Origin of the sequence: Variovorax sp. 3319, assembly GCF_031456585.1 — a bacterium.
Lineage (GTDB): Bacteria > Pseudomonadota > Gammaproteobacteria > Burkholderiales > Burkholderiaceae_C > Variovorax > Variovorax paradoxus_P.
This window is the reverse complement of record NZ_JAVDUZ010000002.1, coordinates 182,296-207,436: the sequence shown is the minus strand read 5'-3', so window position 1 is coordinate 207,436 and position 25,141 is coordinate 182,296. Positions and strand designations below refer to the sequence as shown.

General features: G+C 65.7%; 24 protein-coding genes. 13 read left to right on the top strand and 11 right to left on the bottom strand.

The window, feature by feature from the left end; translation table 11 throughout:
- Positions 1–34: 34 nt before the first annotated feature.
- From J2X67_RS05290 to J2X67_RS05275, 4 genes are read right to left on the bottom strand one after another with little or no spacing between them, the layout of a single operon-like run.
- Entirely contained in the window at positions 35–1,219 is a 1,185-nt protein-coding gene (locus J2X67_RS05290; protein WP_309951173.1) for an acetyl-CoA C-acyltransferase, read from the bottom strand.
- A gap of 50 nt (positions 1,220–1,269) precedes the next feature.
- On the bottom strand, positions 1,270–3,090 hold the full coding sequence (gene aceK / locus J2X67_RS05285; RefSeq protein WP_309951171.1) for a bifunctional isocitrate dehydrogenase kinase/phosphatase: 1,821 nt from the start codon (positions 3,088–3,090) through the stop codon (positions 1,270–1,272).
- 4 nt (positions 3,091–3,094) lie between these two features.
- A complete protein-coding gene (gene can, locus J2X67_RS05280; RefSeq protein WP_309951169.1) occupies positions 3,095–3,865 on the bottom strand; it encodes a carbonate dehydratase in 771 nt (256 codons plus the stop codon).
- Between the two features lie 55 nt (positions 3,866–3,920).
- Positions 3,921–4,319 (bottom strand): MerR family DNA-binding transcriptional regulator, encoded by a 399-nt coding sequence (locus tag J2X67_RS05275; RefSeq protein ID WP_309951167.1) that lies wholly within the window; start codon positions 4,317–4,319, stop codon positions 3,921–3,923.
- A gap of 121 nt (positions 4,320–4,440) precedes the next feature.
- Between J2X67_RS05275 and J2X67_RS05270 the strand changes: the two genes are divergently transcribed.
- From J2X67_RS05270 to J2X67_RS05255, 4 genes are all read left to right on the top strand, one after another.
- Positions 4,441–5,508, top strand: coding sequence for an MBL fold metallo-hydrolase (locus J2X67_RS05270; RefSeq protein ID WP_309951166.1), 1,068 nt, complete (start codon positions 4,441–4,443; stop codon positions 5,506–5,508).
- 21 nt (positions 5,509–5,529) lie between these two features.
- On the top strand, positions 5,530–6,840 hold the full coding sequence (locus J2X67_RS05265; protein ID WP_309951164.1) for a leucine-rich repeat-containing protein kinase family protein: 1,311 nt from the start codon (positions 5,530–5,532) through the stop codon (positions 6,838–6,840).
- On the top strand, positions 6,837–7,748 hold the full coding sequence (locus tag J2X67_RS05260; RefSeq protein WP_309951163.1) for a pseudouridine synthase: 912 nt from the start codon (positions 6,837–6,839) through the stop codon (positions 7,746–7,748). The genes J2X67_RS05265 and J2X67_RS05260 overlap by 4 nt, the downstream gene beginning before the upstream one ends.
- 67 nt (positions 7,749–7,815) lie before the next feature.
- The gene (locus tag J2X67_RS05255; protein WP_309951160.1) at positions 7,816–8,586 is read left to right on the top strand and encodes an SDR family oxidoreductase; all 771 of its coding nucleotides are present in this window, start codon (positions 7,816–7,818) and stop codon (positions 8,584–8,586) included.
- Positions 8,587–8,657: 71 nt separating this feature from the next.
- Here J2X67_RS05255 and J2X67_RS05250 read toward each other — a convergent pair whose 3' ends face one another.
- The 5 genes from J2X67_RS05250 to glyQ are packed head-to-tail and all read right to left on the bottom strand — an operon-like array spanning position 8,658 to position 14,114.
- Positions 8,658–9,641, bottom strand: coding sequence for a M48 family metallopeptidase (locus J2X67_RS05250; RefSeq protein ID WP_409050462.1), 984 nt, complete (start codon positions 9,639–9,641; stop codon positions 8,658–8,660).
- Between the two features lie 29 nt (positions 9,642–9,670).
- On the bottom strand, positions 9,671–10,441 hold the full coding sequence (locus J2X67_RS05245) for a lysophospholipid acyltransferase family protein (protein ID WP_309951158.1): 771 nt from the start codon (positions 10,439–10,441) through the stop codon (positions 9,671–9,673).
- The gene (gene gmhB, locus J2X67_RS05240) at positions 10,441–11,019 is read right to left on the bottom strand and encodes a D-glycero-beta-D-manno-heptose 1,7-bisphosphate 7-phosphatase (RefSeq protein ID WP_157616078.1); all 579 of its coding nucleotides are present in this window, start codon (positions 11,017–11,019) and stop codon (positions 10,441–10,443) included. Before gmhB ends, J2X67_RS05245 begins: the two co-directional genes overlap by 1 nt.
- Before the next feature lie 29 nt (positions 11,020–11,048).
- On the bottom strand, positions 11,049–13,205 hold the full coding sequence (gene glyS / locus J2X67_RS05235) for a glycine--tRNA ligase subunit beta (RefSeq protein ID WP_309951154.1): 2,157 nt from the start codon (positions 13,203–13,205) through the stop codon (positions 11,049–11,051).
- A gap of 3 nt (positions 13,206–13,208) precedes the next feature.
- Entirely contained in the window at positions 13,209–14,114 is a 906-nt protein-coding gene (gene glyQ, locus J2X67_RS05230) for a glycine--tRNA ligase subunit alpha (protein ID WP_055808465.1), read from the bottom strand.
- Between the two features lie 267 nt (positions 14,115–14,381).
- On the opposite strand from glyQ, the gene J2X67_RS05225 reads away from it, so the two are divergent.
- The 3 genes from J2X67_RS05225 to J2X67_RS05215 are packed head-to-tail and all read left to right on the top strand — an operon-like array spanning position 14,382 to position 17,003.
- Entirely contained in the window at positions 14,382–15,347 is a 966-nt protein-coding gene (locus tag J2X67_RS05225; RefSeq protein WP_309951150.1) for a diacylglycerol kinase family protein, read from the top strand.
- Entirely contained in the window at positions 15,344–16,171 is an 828-nt protein-coding gene (locus J2X67_RS05220) for a metallophosphoesterase (RefSeq protein ID WP_309951149.1), read from the top strand. The genes J2X67_RS05225 and J2X67_RS05220 overlap by 4 nt, the downstream gene beginning before the upstream one ends.
- 10 nt (positions 16,172–16,181) lie before the next feature.
- Positions 16,182–17,003, top strand: a complete 822-nt coding sequence (locus J2X67_RS05215; protein ID WP_309951147.1) for a phosphatase PAP2 family protein — start codon at positions 16,182–16,184, stop codon at positions 17,001–17,003.
- A 6-nt stretch (positions 17,004–17,009) separates the two neighbouring features.
- Here the strand turns inward: J2X67_RS05215 and J2X67_RS05210 are convergent, their stop codons facing one another.
- Positions 17,010–18,080: an asparaginase gene (locus J2X67_RS05210; protein WP_309951145.1), complete on the bottom strand. Its 1,071-nt coding sequence runs from the start codon at positions 18,078–18,080 to the stop codon at positions 17,010–17,012.
- A gap of 153 nt (positions 18,081–18,233) precedes the next feature.
- On the opposite strand from J2X67_RS05210, the gene J2X67_RS05205 reads away from it, so the two are divergent.
- On the top strand, positions 18,234–18,911 hold the full coding sequence (locus J2X67_RS05205) for a TetR family transcriptional regulator C-terminal domain-containing protein (protein ID WP_281146836.1): 678 nt from the start codon (positions 18,234–18,236) through the stop codon (positions 18,909–18,911).
- Between the two features lie 24 nt (positions 18,912–18,935).
- Here the strand turns inward: J2X67_RS05205 and J2X67_RS05200 are convergent, their stop codons facing one another.
- A complete protein-coding gene (locus J2X67_RS05200) occupies positions 18,936–19,877 on the bottom strand; it encodes a LysR family transcriptional regulator (protein WP_309951142.1) in 942 nt (313 codons plus the stop codon).
- Between the two features lie 111 nt (positions 19,878–19,988).
- Between J2X67_RS05200 and J2X67_RS05195 the strand changes: the two genes are divergently transcribed.
- From J2X67_RS05195 to J2X67_RS05175, 5 genes are all read left to right on the top strand, one after another.
- Positions 19,989–21,212: an MFS transporter gene (locus J2X67_RS05195; protein WP_309951140.1), complete on the top strand. Its 1,224-nt coding sequence runs from the start codon at positions 19,989–19,991 to the stop codon at positions 21,210–21,212.
- A gap of 110 nt (positions 21,213–21,322) precedes the next feature.
- The gene (locus J2X67_RS05190; RefSeq protein WP_309951139.1) at positions 21,323–21,910 is read left to right on the top strand and encodes an NAD(P)H-dependent oxidoreductase; all 588 of its coding nucleotides are present in this window, start codon (positions 21,323–21,325) and stop codon (positions 21,908–21,910) included.
- Positions 21,907–23,184 carry an amidohydrolase family protein gene (locus tag J2X67_RS05185; RefSeq protein ID WP_309951137.1) on the top strand — a complete coding sequence of 426 codons (1,278 nt, stop codon included), beginning with the start codon at positions 21,907–21,909 and terminating at the stop codon, positions 23,182–23,184. The genes J2X67_RS05190 and J2X67_RS05185 overlap by 4 nt, the downstream gene beginning before the upstream one ends.
- 26 nt (positions 23,185–23,210) lie before the next feature.
- Positions 23,211–24,074 (top strand): creatininase family protein, encoded by an 864-nt coding sequence (locus J2X67_RS05180; protein WP_309951135.1) that lies wholly within the window; start codon positions 23,211–23,213, stop codon positions 24,072–24,074.
- Positions 24,075–24,150: 76 nt separating this feature from the next.
- Positions 24,151–25,137, top strand: coding sequence for an ABC transporter substrate-binding protein (locus J2X67_RS05175; RefSeq protein ID WP_309951132.1), 987 nt, complete (start codon positions 24,151–24,153; stop codon positions 25,135–25,137).
- The last annotated feature ends 4 nt before the right edge of the window (positions 25,138–25,141 follow it).

The window sequence follows — 25,141 nt, the reverse complement described above, 5'->3', positions numbered from 1 at the left end:
CTTGGCACGGGGCGCTTCGTGGCGGTCGTTTTTATCAGAGCAATTCGAGTGCCACGGCGGTGCCTTCGCCGCCGCCGATGCAAAGCGTGGCCACGCCGCGCTTCTTGCCGCGCGCCTTCAGCGCGTGAATGAGCGTAACCATGATGCGCGCGCCGCTGGCGCCGATGGGGTGGCCCAGCGCGCAGGCGCCGCCGTTCACGTTGACGATTTCGTGCGACACGTCGAGCTCATGCATCAGCGCCATGGGCACCACGGCAAAGGCTTCGTTCACTTCCCACAGGTCGACGTCTTTCACGCTCCAGCCGGTCTTCTTGAACAGCTTGGCCACGGCGCCGACGGGCGCGGTGGAGAACCACTCGGGCTGCTGCGCATGCGTGGCATGGCCGACGATGCGCGCGATGGGCTTGGCGCCGATCTTCTTCGCGTGCGATTCGGTCATCATCACCAGCGCTGCGGCGCCGTCGTTGATCGACGAGCTCGATGCCGCGGTGATGGTGCCGTTCTCTTTCTTGAACGCGGGCTTGAGCGTGGCAATCTTGTCGAGCTTGACCTTGCCCGGGCCTTCGTCGATGGAAATGACGGTGTCGCCGCCGCGGCCTTTCACGGTGACGGGCGTGATCTCGTCCTTGAAAGCGCCGGACTCGGTGGCTGCCTTGGCGCGCTGCACGCTGGCAATGGCGAACGCATCCTGCTGCTCGCGCGTGAACTTGTACTTGGCGGCGCAGTCTTCGCCAAAGGTGCCCATCGAGCGGCCCGGCTGGTAGGCGTCTTCGAGGCCGTCGAGCATCATGTGGTCATAGATCTTGTCGTGGCCCATGCGGTAGCCGCCGCGGCCCTTGAGCATGAGGTACGGCGCGTTGGTCATGCTTTCCATGCCGCCGGCCACCATCACGTCGTGCGTGCCGGCCAGCAGCAGGTCGTGTGCAAGCATGGCGGCCTTCATGGCCGAGCCGCACATCTTGCTGAGCGTGACTGCGCCTGCGCTGTCGGGCAGGCCACCCTTGTAGGCCGCCTGGCGTGCGGGCGCCTGGCCCTGGCCGGCCATGAGGCAGTTGCCGAACAGCACTTCACCGACGCTCTCGGGCGCAATGCCGGCGCGTTCCACTGCGGCCTTGATCGCGGCGCCGCCGAGGTCGTGCGCGGAGAGGGAAGAAAAGTCGCCCTGGAAGCTCCCCATGGGGGTGCGGGCGGCGCCGACGATGACGATGGATTCGGACATGGGGGTCTCCTTCGAAAAAGTGAAAGGGATGGCTGTGGACAGTGGCTCAATCAAAAATGCGTTGCATGTCCGTCGTGCGGAAAGCGTTGCGCTTCTTCGTACGGGAACACATCGAGCATCTGCCCGGCCTGGATGCGTTCCTTGTGGTGCTGCCAGAAGGCGGCGTCGAGCAGGTCGGCGTGGTGCGCCATGAAGGCTTCGCGCACCGCGTCGTTGCCCAGCAAAAAGGGGCCGAAGGTTTCGGGAAATACGTCTTTCGGGCCGACCGAATACCAGACCTCGCCGCTCATCTCGTCTTCCTCGTTGCGGGGCGCGGGCACCTTGCGGAACTGGCAATCGGTGATGTATTCGATCTCGTCGTAGTCGTAGAACACGACCTTGCCCCCGCGTGTGACGCCGAAGTTCTTCCACAGCATGTCGCCGGGAAAGATGTTGGCCGCAACCATGTCCTTGATGGCATTGCCGTATTCGACGACGGCGTGCTCGAGCTGCTCCTGCGCGCGCTTGGCATGCGCCGGGCTTTCAGGATTGGCCAGCGTGTCGAAGGCTTCTTGCAGAAAGATGTTGAGCGGGATCATGCGGCGCTCGATGTAGACGTGCTTGAGCACCAGCTCCATCTCCCCGTTGCCGTCGCGGTCGGCAATCTCGAGCTGGCTGGGCGCGAACTTCCGGATCTCCTCAATCAGCTCGGGCTCGAAACGGTCGAGAGGAAAACCCACGTCGCTGTACTCGAGTGTGTCGGCCATGCGGCCGACACGGTCGTGCTGCTTCACCAGCAGGTACTTGCCTTTGATCTGCTCGCGGGTGGTGTCTTTCTGCGGCGGATAGAAATCCTTGATGACCTTGAAGACGAAAGGAAACGAAGGCAGGTCGAACACCAGCATGACCATGCCCTTGATGCCTGGTGCAATACGGAAGCGGTCGCTCGAATAATTGAGGTGCGAAAGAAAGTCGCGGTAGAAAAGCGTCTTGCCCTGCTTGGCAAGCCCCAGCGCGTTGTAGATTTCGGCGCGCGGCTTGCGCGGCATGAGCGAGCGCAAGAACTGCACGCACGCCGAAGGCACTTCCATGTCGACCATGAAGTAGGCGCGCGCAAAGCTGAAGAGCATCTGCAGGTCGTCTTCGCCGAAAAGCGCCGCATCCACGTAGAACTTGCCGTGCCGGTCGTGCAGGATGGGCAGCGAGAACGGCAGTTCGACAAAGCCGTTCATGATCTTGCCGACCACGTAGGCACCCTTGTTGCGGTAGAACAGCCCCGACAGCACCTGGATCTGGAAGTTGGCGCGCAGCTTCACCTGGTGAAAGCGCCCCATGATGGCGTGGGCCACCCTTTCAGAATCTCGCCGCTTGTTGGCAAAGCCGCCCTGCAGGCCGTAGTCGTCGAGCATCTGCTCGATGGTGTCTGCCAGCGTTTCGTGCGAGGGGTAGTAGGGCCTGTACGTTGGGGCGCCGCGCGGTTCGATGTATTCGGTGCTGATGGCCGGCCGCACGAAGATGAAGTCGTTCTGGAAGTACGCGCGGTGCAGGATCTTCGTGGTTACCGAGTTGAAGAAGCTCTCGGCCAACTCGGGCTGGTGGTGGTCCACCAGGAGGCCGATGAAGTGCAGCTTGACCTGGTGCCACACCTCCATTGGCTGGTCGCCGGCCTTGAACTCTTTCTCGAGCCGGGCCACGGCCTCGTTCACCCGCAGGTCGTAAAACTCGATGCGCTCGCGCTGCGCGCGCTGCTGGCCGTGCCAGTCGGCCGTTTCGAAGCGATGCTTGGCACGCGCCGATTCGGCACGAAAAAGGCTGTAATGGCGATTGAATCCATCGATCATCGCCTTGGCGATGTCGTAAGCCAGCGGCGAATCGAGGCGCTGCGGGAACATGGCCTCAGCCGGTTTTCGTTTCGCTGCCTGCAGCCGCCTGAATGGGGGAAACGACCGGAATGGCTTCAGTAGCGATTCCGTCCGCGCCTGCCTGGCCGGACGGCGAGGCGCCCGACGGCTTGCTCCACTTGTAGCGAATGCGCTGAACCGCAGCTTTGTACACCGCGTCGAGCGGCTTGGCGCCGTCGACGTTCAGGCCCAGGTCCTGCAGCAGGCCGTCGTGCACGCCAAAGGTCCAGCCGTGGATCTTGACCTTCTGGCCGCGTCCCCAGGCGTCGACCATGACGGTGCTGACGGCCACGTTGACCACCTGCTCGGCCACGTTGAGCTCGCACAGCGCGTCGACGCGCACGTCTTCGGGCAGGCTGTCGAGCATAACGGCGTGGCGGTCGCGCACGTCCTGGATGTGGCGGATCCAGTTGTCGGCCAGGCCGATGCGCTTGCCGCTGAGCGCCGCCTTGACGCCGGCGCAGCCGTAGTGGCCGACCACCATGATGTGCTCGACCTTCAGGTGCTCTACGGCAAACTGGATGGCCGAGAGCGCGTTCAGGTCGGAATGCACAACGATGTTGGCAACGTTGCGGTGCACGAACACCTCGCCGGGCTCGAGGCCGGTGATCTGGTTGGCGGGCACCCGGCTGTCGGAGCAGCCAATCCACATGTAGCGCGGCGTCTGCTGCTTCACCAAGCTGGTGAAGAAGCCGGGCCGGTCGCGTTCCATTTGTGCGGACCAGGCACGGTTGTGGGCAAAGAGGTCATCAAGAGTGTCGGACATGGGCGTGATTGTCGATGAGTCGTGATTCGTATGCGGTATATCAGTGGCCCCTGGGTCAGGCCGCCTTGGCCGCCCGCTGCGCCTTGGCCAGGGCCGCGCGGCCTTTTTTCTCGTGCTCGCGCACTTCGGCCAGGTTGGCCTGCAGTTCGGCAAGCTGCTCTTCCAGCTGGGCGCGGTGGGTACCCAGAACGCCGAGAAACTTCTGCAGCTGCGCGACGGTGTCGCGCGGGCTGTCGTACATGTCGAGGATTTCCTTGGCCTCCGTCAGGCTGAGGCCCAGGCGCTTGGCGCGCAGCGTAAGCGTGAGCCGCGCCCGGTCGCGCGCGCTGTAGACGCGCTGCATGCCGGCCCGCTCCGGCGTCAGCAGCCCCATGTCTTCATAGAAGCGAATGGCGCGCGTCGTCAGGTCGAACTCCTTCGCGAGCTGGCTGATGGTGAAGGTTTGCGCAGACATGTAGCTGGAATCGGTCGAAAAAGCCGTCTGGAGGGGCGTTGCGGTGGCGACAGCAGGTTTGCGCCCGCGTCCCTACAATGATGCCCTTAACCCATGACGTTTACGTAAACGTCAATCTTACATGAACCTCCTCGAACGCGAACTCCACTACCCCCTGGGCGACACCCTGCCCGCCCCCGGCGAAGCACTGGAAGTGGCGCCGGGCGTGCGATGGATCCGCATGCGGCTGCCGTTTGCGCTCGACCACATCAACCTCTGGCTGCTGCGCGACAGCCTGGACGGCGTCGAGGGCTGGACGGTGGTCGACTGCTGCATTGCCCACGACGAGGCCCGCGCGCAATGGGAGCAGGTGTTCGAAACCCAGTTGCAGGGCCTGCCGATCCTGCGCGTGATCGTCACGCACATGCATCCCGACCACATCGGCCTGGCCGACTGGCTGTGCAAGCGCTGGAATGCGCCGCTGTGGATCAGTTCTACCGACTACCACGTGGCGCGCGTGCTGACCTCCGCCGGCGACACCCTGGCCGGCGGCGACCAGGCGGCCAACTTCTTTGCGTCGCACGGCCTGACCGATCCGGAGGCGGTGGCAAAGATTCGCGCCCGCACCAACTACTACGCCAACATGGTGCCCTCGGTGCCAGAGCGCTTCACACGCATGATGGACGGCGACACGGTCACCATCAACGGCCATGCCTGGCGCTGCATCAGCGGCTACGGCCATGCGCCCGAGCACATCGCCCTGTACTGCGACGAACTGAAGCTGCTGCTGGGCGGCGACATGATGCTGCCGCGCATTTCGACCAACGTGAGCGTGCATGCGGGCGAGCCCGAGGCCAACTCGCTGCGGCTCTTCCTTGACAGCATCGACAAGTTCAAGGCGCTGCCCGCCGACACGCTGGGCTTGCCTTCGCACGGCAAGCCGTTCACCGGCATTCACCGCCGCGTCGACCAGCTGCAAGAGCATCACCGCGACCGGCTGGCCGAACTGCTCGAAGCCTGCACCGCCCGCCCGCTCACCGCAGCCGAGGGCCTGCCGATCCTGTTCAAGCGTGAACTCGATCTGCACCAGATGACCTTTGCCATGGGCGAAACGGTGGCACACCTGCACCTGCTGTGGTTTTCGGGCCAGGTCAGGCGCGAACTGGGCAAGGACGGCGTCTACCGCTTCAGAGGCCGCAGCGCCGTCTAGCCGGGGATTTAGACTTGCCGGATGGACACGCTGGCTGAGCTGCGCGCCGGCCGGCTGGCTGGCGCCAAACGAATCGACCTCTCGTGCGGACTCACCGAGTTTCCGCGCGAGATTTTCGACCTTGCCGATTCGCTCGAGGTGTTGAACCTTTCGGGCAACGCGCTCGATACGCTGCCGGGCGATCTGGACCGGCTGCACCGCCTTCGCGTCCTGTTCTGCTCCGACAACCGCTTTACGCGGTTGCCCGAATCCATCGGCCGTTGCCAGGGCCTGGAAATGGTCGGCTTCAAGGCCAACCGCATCGCCGCCGTACCGGCAGCAGCGCTGCAATTGCCCTCTTTGCGCTGGCTGATCCTGACGGACAACTGCGTCGAGACACTGCCCGATGCCATTGGCCAGTGCACGCGAATGCAGAAGCTCATGCTTGCCGGCAATCGGCTGAGCGCACTGCCGGAATCGCTGGCGGCCTGCAGCCAGCTCGAACTGCTGCGCATTTCCGCGAACCGCTTCGAGGCCCTGCCCCGATGGTTGCTTTCGATGCCGCGCCTTTCGTGGCTCGCTGGCGCGGGCAACCCTTTCGATGCGAAAGCCGAAGACGCCGCGATTGCCGCGCAGTCGGTACCGCACGTCGATTGGGGCGACCTGGCGTTGGGTGAAAAGCTCGGAGAAGGCGCCTCGGGTGTGATCTACCGGGCGACGCTCGGCCCTGCGGCGCAGCCCGTGGCAGTCAAGCTGTTCAAGGGCGCGGTAACGAGCGACGGTTGGCCGCACAGCGAAATGGCCGCGAGCATCGCAGCCGGTGCGCACTCGACATTGATTGCCGCGCAAAGCCGGATCGACGGCCACCCTGAAGGCGTCGAAGGCCTGGTCATGGCGCTGGTGGACTCGTCTTTTCACACGCTTGCCGGGCCGCCGAGCCTCGCATCGTGCACGCGCGACATCTATGCCGCCGACGCGCAATGGCCTTCCGGCGTGGCGTTGCGCATTGCGCGCGACATTGCTTCGGCCATGCAGCATCTGCATGCCCGCGGCATCCTGCACGGCGACCTGTACGCGCACAACATCTTGTGGAGTGCACAGGGCGGCGGCTTGCTCGGCGACTTCGGCGCGGCCTGGATGACCGGCGCGCTGGAGGCGGCGCAAACTGCGGCGCTGCAACGGCTGGAGATGCGCGCCTTCGGCTGCCTGCTGGAAGAGTTGCTCGACCGCTGCAGCGATGCGCCGCCAGAGGCCATGGCCGCCCTTAAAGACCGCTGCATGCACCCCGATGTGGCCGCGCGGCCCTCGTTTGCCGAGGCGGCCCTTGTGCTCCGTCGCGAGTTCTTGCAATGACCGGCCAGCGCTTGCCGCTGCCCACGCGCGACGGGGTCGGCCCCAGCTGCGTCGGCCTGCCGCAAGGCCACTGGACCACGATTGCCGAGTTTCTGATCGAACGCTTTCCCGCGATTTCGCGCGAGGCCTGGATGGCCCGCATCGACGCCAGCGACGTGGTCGATGAGCACGGCGTGCCCGTGACCGCGCAGCGCCGCTATCAGGCGCCGCTACGCGTGTACTACTACCGCACGCTCGACGCCGAGGTGCGCATTCCGTTCGACGAACGGGTGCTGTTTCAGGACGACCAACTCGTGGTGGTCGACAAGCCCCCCTTCCTGCCCGTAACCCCCACGGGCAAGTATCTGCAGGAGAGCCTGCTGGTGCGGCTCAAGCGCAAATTGAAGCTCGACAACCTGGTGCCTCTGCACCGCATCGACCGCAGCACGGCCGGACTGGTGCTGTTTTCGGTACGCCCCGAAACCCGGGGCGCCTACCAGGCCATGTTTCCCGAGCGCCGCATCGCCAAGCACTACGAAGCCGTGGTGCCGTGGCAACCGGGCGTGTCGTCGGCGCCCGCCATCTACCGCAGCCGGCTGGTGGACGACGAGCATTTCATGCGCGTGAAAGAAGAAGCCGGCGAGCCGAATTCGGAAACGCGCATCGTCGTGCGGCAGGCGGCCGATGGCTACGCCCTGCTGGAACTTTCGCCGGTGACGGGCCGCAAGCACCAGCTGCGGGTGCATTGCATGGCGCTGGGCATGCCGATCGTCAACGACCCGATCTATCCCACGCTTCTGCCGCCCGATACCGACGACTTCGAAAAGCCGTTGCAGCTGCTGGCAAAGTCGGTGGCATTTCAGGACCCGGTGAGCGGCGAGCTGCGCAGCTTCACAAGCCCCCGGAGCCTGGCGCTGCCGCCAAGGTGACGCGCTGCGCGCACGCGGCGCACTAAGCTCGTTTCCTGAAATCTTTCATTCAGGAGACACCTGCACCATGGACACCACCCAACTCTTCTCGCTGAAGGGCCGCAGCGCCTTGATCACCGGCGGCTCGCGCGGCATCGGCCGCATGATTGCCGAGGGCTTTCTGGCGCAGGGCGCGCGCGTGTACATCTCGGCCCGCAAGGCAGCCGCATGCGACCAGACCGCCAAGGAGCTTTCGGCCTTCGGGCAGTGTGTGTCCTTGCCGGCCGACGTGTCTACACTGGAAGGTGCGCAGGCGCTGGTCGATGCCTACGCCAAGCATGAAAGCTCGCTCGACATCCTGGTGAACAACGCCGGGGCGGCATGGGGCGCGCCGTACGACGAGTTTCCGGAGAGCGGCTGGGACAAGGTGGTGGACCTGAACCTGAAGACGCCCTTCTTCCTGACAAAGGCGCTGACGCCGATGCTCAGGAAGGCGGCGACCGATCACCTCGCGAAGGTGATCAACATTGCTTCCATCGACGGGATTTCGGTGAACCCGCAGGAGACTTATTCGTATGCGGCGAGCAAGGCCGGATTGATTCAGCTGACTCGGCGCATGGCGCTGCGGCTGGCGCAAGAGCGGATTGTGGTGAGTGCGATTGCACCTGGGGCGTTTGCTTCGGACATGAACAAGCTGGCGCGTGATCATGGGGACGAGGTGAAGGAACGGATTCCTGCGGGGCGGATTGGGGTGCCGGAGGATATGGCTGGGGCGGCTATTTATCTTGCTTCTCGGGCGGGGGACTATGTGATGGGGTCTACGTTGGTGGTGGATGGGGGGGTTACGCACGCGCGTTGAGTCTGCTGGTCTTGGTTTGTTTCCCGAGGCCGGGTTTCGCCCCGGCCCCGGGAAGCAAACACAGCCAGCAATCAGCCCCACCGAGGCACAGCCTCATCCTTCAACTGCCGCCGCAGCACCCCATAGTCCGGCACCACACTCTCCACCGTCTCCCAAAACCGATGCGAGTGATCCATCACCCGCAGATGCGCCAGCTCATGCGCAACCACATAGTCGATCACCGGCAGGCGAAAGTGAATCAAGCGCCAGTTCAGCCGAATCGACCCATCCACACTCGCACTGCCCCACCGCGTGGCGGCATTCGACAACGACAGCTTCTGCCACCGCACTCCAAGTCGGGGCGCAAAGTGATCGAGCCTTTCGATGAACAGCCGCCGCGCCTGTCTCATGAGCCAGGCTTGGGCGGCATCGCGAATCTGCGCGGGTTCGGCGTTTTGCGCCACGGCCAGGCGCAAGATGCGCGGCCCCGTGCCGTCGCCGCTTGCCTCATCGAGCGTGCCGCCGACGCTTGCAAAGCCGTGCTTCGGATCCAGGCGAATCACGACCGGCTCGCCCATGAAAGGAAACTCCGCGCCGTCTTTCCACTCGATGCGCGTGGCCTCGACACGTGCGTGGCGTTGCCGCGTTTCCAGCAACTTGCGGATGATCCAGTCGGCCTTCTCCTGAATGGCGGCATCGACATCGCGCAGGGTGACCCAGCGCGGCGCACGTACCGACAAACCTTCGGGGCCAACCACGAAACCGATGGTCTTGCGCTTGCCGCGCTTGAACTCATACGCCACACGGGCCGAGCCCAGCACCGTTTCGCGCGTGGCCTGCGGATGGACGAAGCTCGCCAGCGTCAGCGTGTCGCGCAGCGGAATGGCGGGCAAAGCGGCTTGGCCGGCGTCGTCTTGCTGTTGCTGCTGGGCATCGGCCACAGGAGGCGAAGCAGCCACGGGCGGCGCAGCCTTCTTCTTCACCTTTCGCGGCTTGGGCTCAGGTGCCTTGGCCGGCGCAAACTCGTTGCCCGGCCCTTCGAACAGGTCCATCGTGAACTGAAGCAGTCCCCGCATGTCGAATCTCTGGTCGTCGTTCTTCTTGCTCAGCGCACTTCTTGCGGCAGCTGCAGCGGGGGGCTGTCGCGGTAGGCCTCGGGGTCGAGCCGGCGCATTTCGGATTCGATCCACGCTTCGACTTCGCGCATCAGCTCATCGGGCTTGCGGCCGACGCTGGAGATGGCCGGGCCGATCGACACATCGACCACGCCGGGGCGCTTGATGAACGCCTTGCGCGGCCAAACCTTGGCCGAGGTCACCGCAACCGGAATCACCGGTACGCCGGTTTCGCATGCGAGCCGCGTGCCGCCGCTCTTGTAGGTGCCCTTCTGGCCGCGCGGAATACGGGTGCCTTCGGGAAACATGATGATCCAGATGCCCTGCGCAAGCAGCTTGCGGCCCTGGTTCACGACCTTGTTGAACGCCTGCGCGCGCTGGCTGCGGTCGATGTGAATCATGTCGAGCCGGGCCATGGCCCAGCCGAAGAAGGGTACGTAGATGAGTTCTTTCTTGAACACGAATGCCAGCGGATGCGGCATCAGCGTGGGCATGAGAAATGTCTCGAAAGTCGACTGATGCTTCACCAGCAGGATCGCGCCTGCGAGCTTGTCGGTCGGCAGGTTTTCCATGCCCGTGACGCGGGTCTTGATACCCAGCAGCACGCGCGCGCCGCCAATGGCCCAGCTGAGCCACTGCACGGCCATCCAGTAGAGCGGTATGCCGCGCTTCCAGAGCGAGCTGACGCACATGATGATGCCCCAGGGCACCACGGTGACGAGCATCCACAGGGCGTGGAGAACGGAACGGAAAAACGCCATCAGACAGCCACCTGGAGTGCAGCCTGCGCTTCGCGCGCAAGCAGGAAGTCGACAAAGGCGGCGAGGTTCTCGTGAACCATGGTGTTCGCCGGGTATTCGGGGGGCAGCGGGTCTACGCCGATGCAGGCGGCCCCCATGCCCGTGAGCAAGAGGTGCGGCTCGCACCCCGCGGCGGCACCCGCCTGCAGGTCGCGCAGGCTGTCGCCGGCGGTCGGCACGCCCTGCAGGTCGATGCCGTAGCGGTCGCCGATCTGCAGGAAGAGGCCCGGCTTCGGCTTGCGGCAGTCGCAATCCTCGTCGGGGCTGTGCGGGCAATAGAACACCGCATCGACCTTGCCGCCCACGGCCGCGAGCATCTTGTGCATCTTGGCGTGCATGGCGTTGAGCGACGCCATGTCAAACAGGCCGCGGCCCAGGCCCGACTGGTTGGACGCGACCACCACGTGCCAGCCCGCATGGTTGAGCTTGGCCACGGCTTCGAGCGCACCGGGCAGCGGCGTCCACTCGATGTCGCTCTTGACGAAGTCTTCGCGGTGCACGTTGATCGTGCCGTTGCGGTCGAGGATGACGAGTTTCATGGCGTTGGCAAAAGAGCCCGTGCTTCGCTTCAGACTGCCAGCCGTTCGAGTTGCGCCACGCGGTTCATCGCGGCGTGCAACGACATCAGCAAGCCCAGCCGGTTGAGTCGCAGGTCGGCCTGTTCTGCATTGACCATCACGCCGTCGAAGAAGGCATCGACCGGCTCGCGCAGCGCAGCCAGGGTCTGCAGGGAAGCGGTGTAGTCGCCGGCGTCGAACTGCGCATTGGCGGCAGGCACCACCTTTGCCATGGCCGCATGCAGCGCCTTTTCGGCGGGCTCCTGCAAGAGCAGCTCGCTGACGTGGGCGTCGGCCTCGGGCGCCTTCTTGAGGATGTTGCCGATGCGCTTGTTGGCCGCGGCCAAGGCGGCGGCCGCGGGCAACGCCGCAAAGGCACGCACGGCCGCCAGCAGCTTGGGAACTTCGCCCAGGCGCTGCGGGCGCGGCGCCAGCACGGCGTCGACCTCTTGCGCACTGGCGCCCTGCTCGCGCAGGCTGCCGGCAAGGCGGTCGAGAATGAAGTCTTGCAGCTCGACCGTGGCCTTGCCGCTGTCGAAGCCTTCGATGTCCTTGAACTGCGCGGCGGCGTCATGCAGCAGCGCGTCGAGCCCCAGCGGCAGGTCCTTCTCGATCAGCATGCGGATCACGCCGAGCGCATGGCGGCGCAGCGCGAACGGATCGCGGTCGCCGGTGGGCAGGTTGCCGATGCCGAACATGCCGACCAGCGTCTCGAGCTTGTCGGCCAGCGCGACCACGAGGCCGACGGTGTTGCGCGGCAGTTCGTCGCCGGCAAAGCGCGGCTTGTAATGGTCTTCGATGGCATCGGCCACTTCGGCGGACAGGCCGTCGTGCAGCGCGTAGTAGCGGCCCATGGTGCCTTGCAGCTCCGGAAACTCGCCGACCATGTCGGTCACGAGATCGGCCTTGGCAAGCTGCGCTGCCTGCACCGCGTGCGCGGTGAGCGTGGCATCCGTCGGTTGCCCCGGCTGCCCCAGTTGCGCCGCAATGCCGCGCGCAATGCGCATTACGCGCTGCACGCGCTCGCCCTGCGTGCCCAGCTTGTTGTGATAGACCACCTTGCCAAGCGATTCGACGCGCGAGGCCAGCGATTTCTTGCGGTCCTGGTCGAAGAAGAACTTGGCATCGGCCAGGCGCGGGCGCACCACGCGCTCGTTGCCGCCGACCACCGCGCTCGCGTCGTCGGGGCTGATGTTGCTGACCACCAGGAACTTGTTGGTGAGCTTGTTCGCCGCGTCGAGCAGGGGAAAGTATTTCTGGTTGGCCTTCATCGTAAGGATGAGGCACTCCTGCGGCACTTCGAGAAACTCGCGCTCGAAGCTGCAGACCAGCACGTTGGGCCGCTCGACCAGCGCCGTGACTTCGTCGAGCAGCGCGTCGTCGTGAATGGGCACCGTGCCGCCGCCCACCCGCACGGCCGCGGCCGCAAGCTGGCGCGCAATTTCGGTACGACGGGCCTCGAAGCTCGCAATGACCGCGCCATCGTCCTGCATCTGCAGCGCATAGCTGTTGGCATCGCGCAGCACGACCGGGTCGACTGCCGCTTCGAAGCGGTGGCCGTGCGTTTCGCGGCCCGCATGCAGGCCCAGCGCCTCGACAGGCACCACGGCATCGCCATGCAGCGCCACCAGGCCATGGGCGGGGCGCACAAAGCTCACGCTGCTCCAGCCGGGCAGTTCGCAGCCGCTTTCGAGCTGGTAGCTCATTACCTTGGGAATCGGCAGCTTGGCGATGGATTCAGCCAGCGCCTTCTGCAGCCCTTCGGCGAGCGTTGCGCCCTTGGCGGTGCTTTCATAGAACAGCGCTTCGGCCTTGCCGTCCATTGCTCGCTTCAGGCCGGGCACGGCCGAGGCATCGGCGCCGAGGGCGGCCAGCCGCTTGAGCAGCGCAGGAGTGGGCTGGCCAGAGGCGTCGAGCCCCACGGCCACGGGCATGAGCTTTTGCGACACGGCCTTGTCGGCGGCACGCTCGGCCACGTGGGTGAGGTGCGCAGCCAGCCGGCGCGGCGATGCGTAGGCGGTGAGCACGGAACTCGGCTCGGCAAGCCCCTGGGCCACGAGCTGGTCGCGCAGGCCATTTGCGAAGGCATCGCCGAGTTTCTTCAACGCCTTGGGGGGCAGCTCTTCAACGAAGAGTTCGACCAACAGATTCTTTTGCACGCTCGTCATCGCTCAAGCCGCCTTCTTCGTGATTTGTGCAACCCACTCGCGCGGCGCCATCGGAAAACCGAGCCGCTCACGGCTCTCGTAGTAGCTTTGCGCCACGCTCCGCGCAAGGTTGCGGATGCGGCCGATGTAGGCGGCGCGCTCCGTCACGCTGATGGCGCCGCGCGCGTCGAGCAGGTTGAAGCTGTGCGCGGCCTTGAGCACCTGCTCGTAGGCCGGCAGCGCGAGCTGCTCGGTCATGAGGTGCTTGGCCTGCTTTTCGTGCGCGTTGAAGGCGGTGAACAGGAACTCGGCATCGCTGTGCTCGAAGTTGTAGGTCGATTGCTCGACCTCGTTCTGCTTGTACACGTCGCCGTAGCTCAGGCCTTCGGTCCATGTGAGGTTGTAGACGTTGTCCACGCCCTGCAGGTACATGGCCAGGCGCTCCAGGCCGTAGGTGATTTCGCCGGTAATGGGCTTGCAGTCGATGCCGCCCACCTGCTGGAAATAGGTGAACTGCGTCACTTCCATGCCGTTGAGCCACACCTCCCAACCCAGTCCCCAGGCGCCGAGCGTGGGGTTTTCCCAATCGTCTTCGACAAAGCGGATGTCGTTCTTCTTCAGGTCGAAGCCCAGCGCTTCGAGGCTGCCGAGGTACAGCTCCAGGATGTTGCTGGGCGCCGGCTTGAGAACCACCTGGTACTGGTAGTAGTGCTGCAGGCGGTTGGGGTTCTCGCCGTAGCGGCCGTCCTTGGGGCGGCGGCTGGGCTGCACGTAGGCAGCCTTCCAGGGTTCGGGGCCGAGCGCGCGCAGGAAGGTGGCAGTGTGCGAGGTGCCCGCGCCCACTTCCATGTCGTACGGTTGCAGCAGCGCGCAGCCCTTGTCGGCCCAGTACGACTGCAGTTTGAGAATGATTTGCTGGAAGGTCAACATGAAGCTGGCCGGCGCAGGCCGGACATTTGGACGGTAGCGCGGCAATGCGCCGCGAAAGCGAACGATTTTACGGTCGGAGGGCAACTCTCCCACATCAAGCCGGGATGCCGGCTGCCCGCCCGGCGCGCCGGGCCGTGAGACAAAGGCGGGCCGGTTGCATGCAATCGCCTTTTCGCAGTCTTCCCCAGATCTTTTCCTGGTCTCTTTCGCCCCGCAGTCGGCATTGCGCTCTATTGCGGGGTGCCCCTTTTCCCAGTTTCCACCGACATGCTGCCGCCCCAAATCGGTCCGAATTCGCCTCTGTTCATTGTTCTCAACGCCGGCTCGGGCAACGCGGACACCGCCGAAACCCGCCGGATCATCGAGGAGGGCTGCACCGTGGCCGGCCGCAAGCACCGCATCTTTCTTGTGGATGAGCGCACCACGGTGCAGGCGCTCGCGCGCGAGGCGGTGGAGCGCGCCCGCGCTGTCGGCGGCGTGGTGGTGGCGGCGGGCGGCGACGGCACCATCAATACGGTGGCGCAGGCCACGCTGGGGAGCGGGCTGGCCTTTGGCGTGCTGCCGCAGGGCACTTTCAACTACTTCAGCCGCGCGCACGGCATTCCCGGCGATACGGCAGAGGCCCTGCAGGTGCTGCTGACTGCGCAGCCGCAGCCTGCGCAGGTGGGGCTGGTGAACGACCGCGTGTTCCTGGTCAACGCCAGCATGGGGCTGTACGCCGAGTTGCTGGAAGAGCGCGAAAGCTACAAGGCGCGCTATGGCCGGAGCCGCTGGATCGCTTTTTTTGCGGGGCTCTTGACCGTGATGCGGGGCCACCGGCTCTGGAACCTGCGCATGGCCTGGCGCGGGCAGGAGCGCGACATCAGGACGCCGACGCTTTTTGTGGGCAACAACCCGTTGCAGCTGCTGCAGGTTGGGATCGAGCATGCGGACGCACCCGAAAATGGGCAGCTTGCAGCGGTTGTGCTGAAGCCCACCGGGGTGCTGGCCATGCCCGGTTTGCTGGTGCGCGGCGCGCTGGGCCGCCTTGGGAGCGCCGACGAGGTGCTGAGCTTTCCGTTCGAGTCGATGACGGTGAAGACCGGCCGCCTGCATTCTCCGCGCCGGGTCAAGGTGGCCACCGACGGCGAGATCGCCTGGACCGAGATGCCGCTGCTGTTTCGTGTGTCGCCCGAGCCGCTGTGGCTCGTGCGGCCGGATTCCGCCCCCGAACTGGAGGCTGCCAAGCAATGAGCAACTGCCTGCTTCAGATTTCCGACCCGCATTTCGGCACCGAGCAGCCCGAGGTGATGGAGGCGCTCGAGCAGCTTGCGCAGTCCCTCTCGCCGCGGGTGGTGGTGCTCTCCGGAGACATTACCCAGCGCGCCACGCGGGCGCAGTTTGCAGCGGCCCGCGCGTTCGTCGACAGGCTGGCGGTGCCGGCGGTGGTAGCCATTCCCGGCAACCACGACATTCCGCTTTTTCATTTGCCGGCGCGGCTGTTCTCGCCCTATGAACGGTACGCCGAAGCTTTCGGCACCAATCTCGAGCCGGAGTTCGAATCTCCCGAATGGCTGGTGCTTGCAGTGAACACCACGCGCTGGTACCGGCACGAAGACGGCGAAGTTTCGCCTGCACAGGTCGAGCGGGTCGCGACCCGGCTGGCGGCCGCGTCGCCATCGCAATTGCGCGTGGTGGTGACGCACCAGCCGGTCATGGTCACGCGCCAGGAAGACATGCACAACCGGCTGCATGGCCGCGAAGCGGCGGTCGCGCGCTGGTGCGATGCAGGAGCCGACCTGATCCTGGGCGGCCACATCCACCTGCCGTTCGTGCGCTCGCTGCACGACGCGTACGCCGGTTGCCCGCGCACGACGTGGGCTGTGCAGGCCGGCACGGCCGTGTCGTCGCGCGTGCGGGCGGGCCACCCCAATTCGGTGAACGTGCTGCGCATGGAAAACATTGGCGGCACCCGCGTCTGCCAAGCGGAGCGATGGGACCATTCGGCGGCTCACAAGGCCTTTGTGTGCGGCAAAGTATTGCGGCTTCGGCTTGCCAGCGGCGCGATGCTCCCTTAGGGTGCGCCGCATGCCGATGGAAGCCCCTGCTCTTGTTCTTCTAGCCCGCCATGTCGGCGAGCATGCCCTTGCCTGGTTCGTGTGTGTTTTTGCGGTGTCTGTGCTGGGCACCGGCGCCATCTGCCGATTGCTGCAGCAGCGCCGCGCCAGGGCTTCTTCTGAAAGCGACGAGCCGGATGAGCCGCGCGTAGCGGGCGGCCTGGCGCTGGGCTTCGTGCTGATTCTTGCGGCGGCAAGCCTGGTGGCCTACATCGCGTCGAAGCTGGGAGACGGGCGCTTGCTCGGCCTGGCCGACCAGGCGCTGGCCGATGCCATCGGCGAGCATGCGCCGTGGGCTGCCCTGGTTGTTTTCAGCTGGCTCACCCACCTGGGTGACGCCGAACTGCTGGCGCCGGTGTGCGTGGTGCTGGCCGCTGCGTTGTGGCGCAAGGCGCACCGCGGGCTGGCGCTGGGCTGGGTGATGGCGCTCGGCGGCATCGTGCTGCTGAACCCCGCGCTCAAGCGCATCTTTGCGCGGGCGCGGCCATTGCACGACCATGGGCTGGCACTGGAAACGAGCTTCAGCTTTCCGAGCGGGCACAGCTCGGGCGCCATAGTGAGCTACGGCATGCTGATGTACTTGGCGCTGCGCCTTTTGCCGGCGCGCTGGCATGTGCCGGCGGCCATGGCAGCCGCAGCCGCCATCGTCACCATTGCGTGCAGCCGCGTCTTCCTGCAGGTGCATTTTGCAAGCGACGTGGTGGCCGGCCTGCTCACTGGCCTGGCGTGGCTGCTGGTGTGCGTGAGCAGCCTCGAATACGCGCGGCACCGCAAGCGCCGGGCCGCGCGCTGAGCGGGATCAATATTCCCAGAAGATGCGCTGCAGTTCCTTGGTGTCGCTGGTCTTGGTGAGTGCCACCATTGCCAGGATGCGGGCCTTCTGCGGACGCAGGTCGTGCGCCACCACCCAGTCGTACTTGTCGTCAGGCTGCTCTGCATTGCGGATCACGAAGCCGTCGGGCACGCGCGAGCTGCGAATGATGATGGCGCCGTCGGCGCGCGCCTTCTGCAGGTTGGGAACGATGCGGTTGGCCACCGAGCCGTTGCCCGTGCCGCCATGGATGATCGCCTTCACGCCGCTCTTGGCGAAAGCATCGATGGCAATCGACGAAACACCCTCATAGCCCATCGCAATCTCGACCGGCGGCAGCGTGTTGATGCTGTCGATGTCGAATTCCGAATTCATGGTGTGGCGCTTGACCGGAGCGCGGAACCAGTAGTTCTTGCCCTCGACCACCATGCCCAACGGGCCCCACTGGCTGGAGAACGCACTGGTCTTGATGTTGACGTTCTTGCTCACGTCGCGGCCGCTGTCGATGTTGTCGTTCATCGTTACCAGCACGCCCTTGCCGGCGGCGTCCTTGCTGCCTGCCACGCTGACTGCGTCATACAGGTTGAGCGCACCGTCGGCCGAAAGCGCCGTGCCCGGACGCATCGAGCCGACCACGACGATCGGCTTGCTGGTGTGCACGGTCAGCGTGAGGAAGTAGGCGGTTTCTTCCAGCGTGTCGGTGCCGTGGGTAATGACGATGCCGTCGACGTCGGCCTGCTTGGACAGCGCGGACACGCGCTTGGCGAGCGTCAGCAGGTTGTCGTTGGTAAGGCTCTCGGAAGCCACCTGGAACACCTGTTCGCCGCGCACGTTGGCAATTTTCGAGAGCTCGGGCAGGCCGGCAATGAGTTTGTCGACACCGACCTTGGCAGCCGCATAGGTGGCGCTGTTCACAGCCGAGGCGCCAGCCCCCGCAATGGTGCCGCCGGTGGCCAGGATCACCACATTGGGCATTGCCTGCTGGGCTTGCGCGAGGGCGCTGGCCGCAAGCAGTGCGGCACCGGCCGCAAAGGCCCTGAAACGGGGAGAAAGGTACATGAGAAAACTCCTGTGTCTTGAATGAAATTCTGGAAGCGGCGAGAAGATACATGAACCATGCCCGCATGCCTCGGCCTTCCATGCCGGCATGGCATGCGGCCATGCGCCAAGGATTACCATCGGCTCGCGCCCCGCCGCAAACCCCGCCATCCAATGAACGCCGATCCCGCCGCCCTGCCCCCCACCACAGCCCAGGAAATGCCCGCCCCCGACGGGCCGCTGTCGCGAGCACGCCCGGGGCGCGAGCGCATCATGGCCGCGATTCGCACGGCGGCCGTTACCGAGTTCAGCCTGCATGGGCTGAAGGGCACATCCACCCAGGCCATTGCCGCGCGCGCCGGCCTTACCAAGCCCCAGCTTCACTACTACATTGCCGGCAAGGAAGAGCTCTACGAAGAGCTGCTGATGCAGGTGCTGCATGCATGGAAGGTGGTGTTTTCGTTCGAAGACGCGAGCGACCCGGGCACGGTGCTGGGCGACTACATCCGCAAGAAGCTCGACCACGCATTCGACAACCCCGAGATCTCGCGCATCTTCACGCGCGAGGTGCTCGACGGCGGCCGCAACCTCGACCGCTACTGGCCCAATGCGCGGGCGTGGACGCAAAAGAAGGTCGACGTGATCAACGGCTGGATTGCGCGCGGACAGATGCGCCCGCTCGATGCGCGCCTGCTGCTGATGCACATCTGGGCCATGACCCAGAGCTATGCCGACTACGCCATACAGACGCGGGTGATGCTCGGCCTGCCGCCCGACGCACCCATCGACCGCGAGCCGATTGCGCGCGAACTGGTGGCCTTTGTGCTGGGCGGCTGCGGCATAAAGGCTTGACCGGGCCGCTCGCGAGGCGGGCGCCTATGACGCGCCGGCCTCCCAGGCGCGGCCGGTCGGGTCGGCCAGCGCGATGCGCATCATCTCGATGAACCGGCGCAGCCGCGCCGGCTGGTAGCGCGCATGCGGATAGATCAGGTAGACAGGTAGCGCCGCCACGTGCCACTGCGGCACAAGCTGCACCATGCGGCCCGTTGCGATGTCGTCATTCATGAGCCAGGCCGAACCCATGCAGGCACCAAGCCCCATGCGCGCCGCGCTTTGCAGCGCATAGAGGCTGTCGGTGCTCATGCGCGGCCGGATGGGCACATGTGCAATCTCGCCGGACGGACTGTGGGTGAGCACCACCTCGTTGCGATAGAACGTGCGCAGCGCGATCCATGGCAGTTCGGCCAGCTCCGATGCATGCGTGGGCGGCTTCCGCCCCGCCAGCACCGAGGGCGCGGCGACCACCACGCGCGGCACTTCCGAAAGCTTGATGGCCACGGCCATGGTGTCGGTCACTTCGCCCACCTGGATGGCGCAATCGACGCCTTCGGCGATGAAGTCGGGCCGGCGGTCGTTCAGCAGCCATTCGACGGACACGCGCGGGTATGCGCGCAGGTAGTCGGCCAGGGGCCCGACCAGCAGCAGCTGCCCCAGCGCATGCGGCGCCACCACGCGCAGCGTGCCTTCGGGCTCGTCGCCCACACCCCGGAGGTCGGCCTCGAAGGCGTGCCAGTCGGCGACCAGTTCCCTGGCGCGCTCGTAGCAGCGCTCGCCGTCTTCGGTGAGCTTCATCGCGTGCGTGGAGCGGCGCAAGAGCCGCACCCCCAGCGAGCGCTCCAGTGCTTGCAGCCGGCGGCTTACCGTGGGCTGCGTGGCGCCCATCTGCTGGGCTGCCGCCGAAAGGCTGCCGGCCTCGACGATATGGATGAAGGTCTGCATCAGTTCGATGCGGTCGGCTGCGGGAGAAGAGGTCGACATGACTTGTCTTTATGCGTGATGCGTATAGGCATTGTGCGATCTTCGGGGCTACCAAGTCACGCCTCATAGGCGCACATTTCAACCCTCGCTCAGTATTCAAGGGTTAACGCCATGTCTTCCATTCAACAAACGCATGCAATCGATGCCGCTGCACCGGCTGCACGCGACCTGCCGGCTTCGCTGGTGCTGCTGCTCGCCACGGGCGCCGGGCTCTCCGTGGCGTCGCTCTACTATGCCCAGCCGATGCTGGGCGTATTGGGCGCCGACATAGGCGCCTCCGCACGGTCGGTCGGGTTCATTCCCACGCTTACCCAGCTTGGCTATGCGCTGGGCATCTTGCTGCTGGCGCCGCTGGGCGACCGCTACGACCGGCGGCGCATCGTGCTGGCCAAGGCAGCCGCCCTGTGCGCCGCGCTGCTGGTGGCCGGAGCCGCACCGTCTATCGGCATGCTGCTCGCAGCCAGCCTTGCCATCGGCCTGGCGGCCACGATGGCGCAAGACATCGTGCCCGCCGCGGCAACGCTGGCACCCGAAGCCACGCGCGGCAAGACCGTGGGCACAGTGATGACGGGGCTCCTGCTCGGCATCCTGCTGTCGCGCGTGGTGAGTGGCTTCGTCGCCGAGCACTTTGGCTGGCGCGCGATGTTCATTGCTGCGGCAGCCAGCATTGCGCTCATCGGCGCGGCGGCCTGGCGCGGCCTGCCGCGGTTTCGGCCCACCACGCACCTGGGCTACGGCGCGTTGCTCGGATCACTGGGCACGCTGTGGTCACGCCACGGCGCCTTGCGCCGCGCCGCGTTGGCGCAAGCGCTGCTGGCGGTGGGCTTCAGCGCCTTCTGGTCCACGCTGGCCGTCATGCTGCACGGCGAGCCGTTCCACCTGGGCAGCGCCGCTGCGGGTGCCTTCGGCCTGGCCGGTGCTGCAGGCGCGCTGGCCGCACCGCTTGCCGGACGCCTGGCCGACCGCCGCGGCCCGGAACTGGTAACACGGCTCGGCGCGGGGTTGGTGGTGGTGTCTTTCGCGGCCATGGGATTCGCGCCGCTGCTGCCGCCCCATGCGCAGCTCTGGCTGCTCGCACTCGCGGCAATCGGCTTCGACCTGGGCATGCAGGCGGCGCTGATCGCGCACCAGACCATCGTCTACAGCATCGAGCCCGGTGCACGCAGCCGGCTCAACGCGGTGCTGTTCACCAGCATGTTCATCGGCATGGCGGCCGGCTCGGCACTGGGCGCCCTGGCGCTCGCACAGTGGGGCTGGGCAGGTGTGACCTGGCTGGCAACCGCCACGGCTGCGGCGGGGCTGGGCGTGCGGCTCTGGCGGGGCAAGGCCACGTAGCTCCAGAAGAAAGGCGGGGCGGAGTCCCTCGCCTCCCCACTCCGGTGCATCGGCACTGGCACGCGGCTTGCATAACCTGACCACTTGCTCTGATTAAGCGGTCAAACAACATGCGCGTGCTCGTCGTCTACTGCCACCCGGTCGAAACCAGCTTTCATGCAGCCCTGCACCGGGAGGTGCTGAAGAACCTGCGCGCGGCCGGGCACGAGGTGGACGACTGCGACCTGTACGCCGAGGGCTTCAACCCGGTGCTCTCGCGCGAAGAGCGGCTGGGCTACCACGAGGTACCGGCCAACCAGTTGCCGCTCAAGCCTTATGTCGAGCGGCTGCAGTGGGCCGAAGGCATCGTTTTCTGCTTTCCGACGTGGTGCTTCGGCCTGCCCGCAATGCTGAAGGGCTACTTCGACCGGCTCTTCATGCCCGGCGTGGCCTTCGACATCAGCGACCCGGCCAACGTGAAGCCGATGCTCACGCACATCAAGCGCATCAGCGCCGTCGTCACCTATGGCCGCCCGCGCTGGATGGCCTGGTACATGGGCGATCCGCCCCGCAAGATCGTCACGCGGTACATGCTGAGGCTGACCGGCCGACGCGCCAAGGTGGACTACCACGCCCACTATCACATGAACGTGGCGACCGAGCCCCAGCTCAAGCGCTTCATGGCGCGGGTGGGCACCGCAATGGCGCGCTTCGCATGAAAACCCCCGCTTTTCTGGACAACGCGCGCCTGCCGCGCTGGCTGCTGCCCGCCGATTGGCCGCAGCAGCGCAGCGGTGCGCCAGGGCTGGCGCGCATTGCAATCGATGCCGGGCGCGTCCGATCGGTGCAGCCCGCGTCCCATGACAGTGCGCCCCGCCTTGGAGGCTGGGACCTGGCCGGTGCCCCGGTGCTGCCCGGCTTTGTCGATGCGCACACGCACCTCGACAAGGCTTTCACGCTGCCGCGCATGAAAGACGTGCAGCCCGGCCTGCTCGGCGCCATCGACGCGATGCTGAGCGACCGCGTGCATTGGAGCGCCGGCGACGTGCGCGAACGCGCCTCGCGCGGCCTGCAATGGGCCTGGGAGTGCGGTACCACGCATGTGCGCACGCACGTCGACTGGTGGGAACCCGATGCAGTGCCGATCGCCTGGCCGGTGATGGCCGAACTGGCGCAGGAATGGGCAGGCAAGGTGCGGCTGGAGCAGGTCAGCCTCATCAAGCTGCCGCTGTTCGAAGATGCCGAGCAGGCCATGCGCCTTGCAAGGCAGGTCAAGGCCACCGGGCCGCAGGCGCTGCTGGGCGGCTTCGTGCATTCCACCAACTGGAGCGAGAAGGCGCTGCGCAACCTGCTTGTGTCTGCGCAGGCCTGCGACCTGGACGTCGACCTGCACGTCGATGAGGAACTGAACGCCGCAGCAGTGGGCTTGCAGACCACTGCTCGCATCCTGCGCGAGATCGGCTTCGAGGGCCGAGTGGTCTGCGGCCACATCTGCGCACTGGCCGCCCAGCCCGAGGCCCAGGCATTTGCCACGCTCGACGCCGTGGCGCGCTCGCCGATCACGGTGGTGTCGCTGCCCGCCACCAACCTGCTGCTGCAAGACGCCGTCACGGGCCGCACGCCGCGCATGCGCGGCATCACGCTGGTGAAGGAAGCGCGCGAGCGCGGCATTCCGCTGCTATTTGCAAGCGACAACGTGCAAGACCCGTTCTGCCGGCTCGGCAGCTTCGACCCCGTCGAGGCACTGGGCACCGCCGCGCTGGTGGCGCAGCTGGACGAACCCTTCGACAACTGGTCGCAGGCGCTGTGCCGCAGCGACTGGCTGCAGCGCGCGCCCGCCGCGGCGACGCCGACGCTGGTCGGCGCCAAGGCCGACCTGGTGCTGTTCACACAAGCCGACCCGCCCGGCTGGCCTTCCCGCAGCGCAACACGCGTGGTGCTGCGCGAAGGCAGCACCACCCATGGCGACCCCGCGCCTTTTTATTCCCGCTGATTCCCGCTAAAGAACAAGGACCTCCCATGCTCCACGGCTACATACCGCCCCATCGTTTTCTGCCCTACCTGAGCTGGACTGAAATTGCCGCCCTGCCCGACCGCGAGAACACGGTCATCGTGCTGCCCTGCGGCGCCATCGAGCAGCATGGCCCGCACCTGCCCTGCTCGGTCGACAGCGTGATCGCTTCGGGCGTGATGGGCAAGGCGCTCGAAAAGCTGCCGGCGGAAGTGCGCGCCTTCGCATTGCCGACCATCACCTATGGCAAGTCGGAAGAGCACCTGCACTTTCCGGGCACCATGACGCTGACCGGCACCACACTTTTGTCGACGGTGACGGAGATCGGCGAGTCGGTCTACCGCGCGGGCTTTCGCAAGCTGCTGTTCGCCAACGGCCACGGCGGCCAGCCGCAGGTGCTGGAGATGGCCGCACGTGAGCTGCGCCTTCGGCATGGCGACTTTGTTGTGGTGCCTCATGGCGTGTCGCGCCTGCCGAACGCATCGAGCAAGCAGATCAGCGAACAGGAAAAGCGCCTCTCGATGCATGCCGGCCATTCGGAGACGGCGCTGATGCTTGCGCTGGCGCCGGACACGGTGCACATGGAGCGCGCCGCCGCCAATTTTCCGCCGCCGTTCCCGATCAAGCTGCTGTCTGCCGATGGCCGGCCGGCCTGCGCATGGACTGCACGCGACTTTGGCCCCAGCGGCGTGATCGGCGACCCGACCAGCGCTACGCGCGAACAGGGCATGGAGATTCTGGACACGCTGTCCGACAGCTGGGTGCAGGCGCTGACCGAACTGCATGCCCTGCGCTGGGTTGTCCGCGAAGAGGCAACTTGGGAACGCGGCCACCAGCAGGGCTTCATCCAGCAGTCGTTCGAGCCCGCCTGAGGCGCGCTACTTGCATCGTTCCACCGGCTTCCTTCTTCTTCAACCGTTCTTCCACCAGCCTCGAGAGGTTCCCACCATGCGTTCCTTCGCTCTTTCCATGGCCGGCGCCGCCGCGCTCGCACTGCTCGCCGCCGCCGCACCGGCCCGCGCGCAAGACAAGTTCACCTACATGACCAACTGGTATGCGCAAGCCGAGCACGGCGGCTTCTACCAGGCGGTGGCACAGGGCATCTACAAGAAACACGGGCTCGACGTGACCATCAAGATGGGTGGCCCCCAGGTCAACATCACGCAGATGATGGCCGCCGGCCAGGCCGACTGCATCATGGGTTCGAGCGACATCCAGATGATGCAGGTGCGCGAAGGCGGCGTGCCGGTGGTCAACGTGGCGGCCTTCTTCCAGAAAGACCCGCAGGTGCTGATTGCGCATGACGACGTCAAGAAGTTCGAAGACCTGAAAGGCAAGACGCTGCTGATCGGCGCGCAGGCCAACCGCGGCTATTGGCCGTGGCTCAAGGCCAAGTTCGGCCTTACCGATGAACAGACGCGGCCCTACACCTTCAACATCCAGCCCTTTGTGGCCGACAAGAACGCTGCGCAGCAGGGCTATCTGACCTCGGAGCCCTACGCCATTCAGAAAGCCGGCGTGAAGAGCACCGTGCTGATGTTCAGCGACCACGGCTTTCCCGCGTACGCCACCACCGTGTCGTGCATGGAAAAGACCGTGAAGGACCGCAGCAAGCAGGTGGAGGCCTTCGTGAAGGCTTCGGCCGAAGGCTGGAAGAGCTATCTCGCCGACCCGGCGCCCGCCAATGCGCTGATCAAGAAGGACAACCCCAACATGACCGACGACCAGCTGGCCTACAGCGTTGCCAAGCTCAAGGAGATGGGCATGGTCACCGGCGGCGACGCAGCCAAGCTCGGCATCGGCGTGATCACCGACGCACGCTCCAAGGCGAGCTACGACTTTCTCGTGAGTGCCAAGCTGCTCGACCCGGCCAAGGTGGAACTTGCAAAGACGTACACCACCGACTTCGTGAAGGACGCCAAGGTACTGCCTTGATTCT

Coding starts and splice junctions, on each gene's coding strand:
- J2X67_RS05290 (WP_309951173.1), bottom strand. CDS start 1,219: ATGTCCGAATCCATCGTCATCGTCGGCGCCGCCCGCACCCCCATGGGG.
- aceK (WP_309951171.1), bottom strand. CDS start 3,090: ATGTTCCCGCAGCGCCTCGATTCGCCGCTGGCTTACGACATCGCCAAG.
- can (WP_309951169.1), bottom strand. CDS start 3,865: ATGTCCGACACTCTTGATGACCTCTTTGCCCACAACCGTGCCTGGTCC.
- J2X67_RS05275 (WP_309951167.1), bottom strand. CDS start 4,319: ATGTCTGCGCAAACCTTCACCATCAGCCAGCTCGCGAAGGAGTTCGAC.
- J2X67_RS05270 (WP_309951166.1), top strand. CDS start 4,441: ATGAACCTCCTCGAACGCGAACTCCACTACCCCCTGGGCGACACCCTG.
- J2X67_RS05265 (WP_309951164.1), top strand. CDS start 5,530: ATGGACACGCTGGCTGAGCTGCGCGCCGGCCGGCTGGCTGGCGCCAAA.
- J2X67_RS05260 (WP_309951163.1), top strand. CDS start 6,837: ATGACCGGCCAGCGCTTGCCGCTGCCCACGCGCGACGGGGTCGGCCCC.
- J2X67_RS05255 (WP_309951160.1), top strand. CDS start 7,816: ATGGACACCACCCAACTCTTCTCGCTGAAGGGCCGCAGCGCCTTGATC.
- J2X67_RS05250 (WP_409050462.1), bottom strand. CDS start 9,641: ATGCGGGGACTGCTTCAGTTCACGATGGACCTGTTCGAAGGGCCGGGC.
- J2X67_RS05245 (WP_309951158.1), bottom strand. CDS start 10,441: ATGGCGTTTTTCCGTTCCGTTCTCCACGCCCTGTGGATGCTCGTCACC.
- gmhB (WP_157616078.1), bottom strand. CDS start 11,019: ATGAAACTCGTCATCCTCGACCGCAACGGCACGATCAACGTGCACCGC.
- glyS (WP_309951154.1), bottom strand. CDS start 13,205: ATGACGAGCGTGCAAAAGAATCTGTTGGTCGAACTCTTCGTTGAAGAG.
- glyQ (WP_055808465.1), bottom strand. CDS start 14,114: ATGTTGACCTTCCAGCAAATCATTCTCAAACTGCAGTCGTACTGGGCC.
- J2X67_RS05225 (WP_309951150.1), top strand. CDS start 14,382: ATGCTGCCGCCCCAAATCGGTCCGAATTCGCCTCTGTTCATTGTTCTC.
- J2X67_RS05220 (WP_309951149.1), top strand. CDS start 15,344: ATGAGCAACTGCCTGCTTCAGATTTCCGACCCGCATTTCGGCACCGAG.
- J2X67_RS05215 (WP_309951147.1), top strand. CDS start 16,182: ATGCCGATGGAAGCCCCTGCTCTTGTTCTTCTAGCCCGCCATGTCGGC.
- J2X67_RS05210 (WP_309951145.1), bottom strand. CDS start 18,080: ATGTACCTTTCTCCCCGTTTCAGGGCCTTTGCGGCCGGTGCCGCACTG.
- J2X67_RS05205 (WP_281146836.1), top strand. CDS start 18,234: ATGAACGCCGATCCCGCCGCCCTGCCCCCCACCACAGCCCAGGAAATG.
- J2X67_RS05200 (WP_309951142.1), bottom strand. CDS start 19,877: ATGTCGACCTCTTCTCCCGCAGCCGACCGCATCGAACTGATGCAGACC.
- J2X67_RS05195 (WP_309951140.1), top strand. CDS start 19,989: ATGTCTTCCATTCAACAAACGCATGCAATCGATGCCGCTGCACCGGCT.
- J2X67_RS05190 (WP_309951139.1), top strand. CDS start 21,323: ATGCGCGTGCTCGTCGTCTACTGCCACCCGGTCGAAACCAGCTTTCAT.
- J2X67_RS05185 (WP_309951137.1), top strand. CDS start 21,907: ATGAAAACCCCCGCTTTTCTGGACAACGCGCGCCTGCCGCGCTGGCTG.
- J2X67_RS05180 (WP_309951135.1), top strand. CDS start 23,211: ATGCTCCACGGCTACATACCGCCCCATCGTTTTCTGCCCTACCTGAGC.
- J2X67_RS05175 (WP_309951132.1), top strand. CDS start 24,151: ATGCGTTCCTTCGCTCTTTCCATGGCCGGCGCCGCCGCGCTCGCACTG.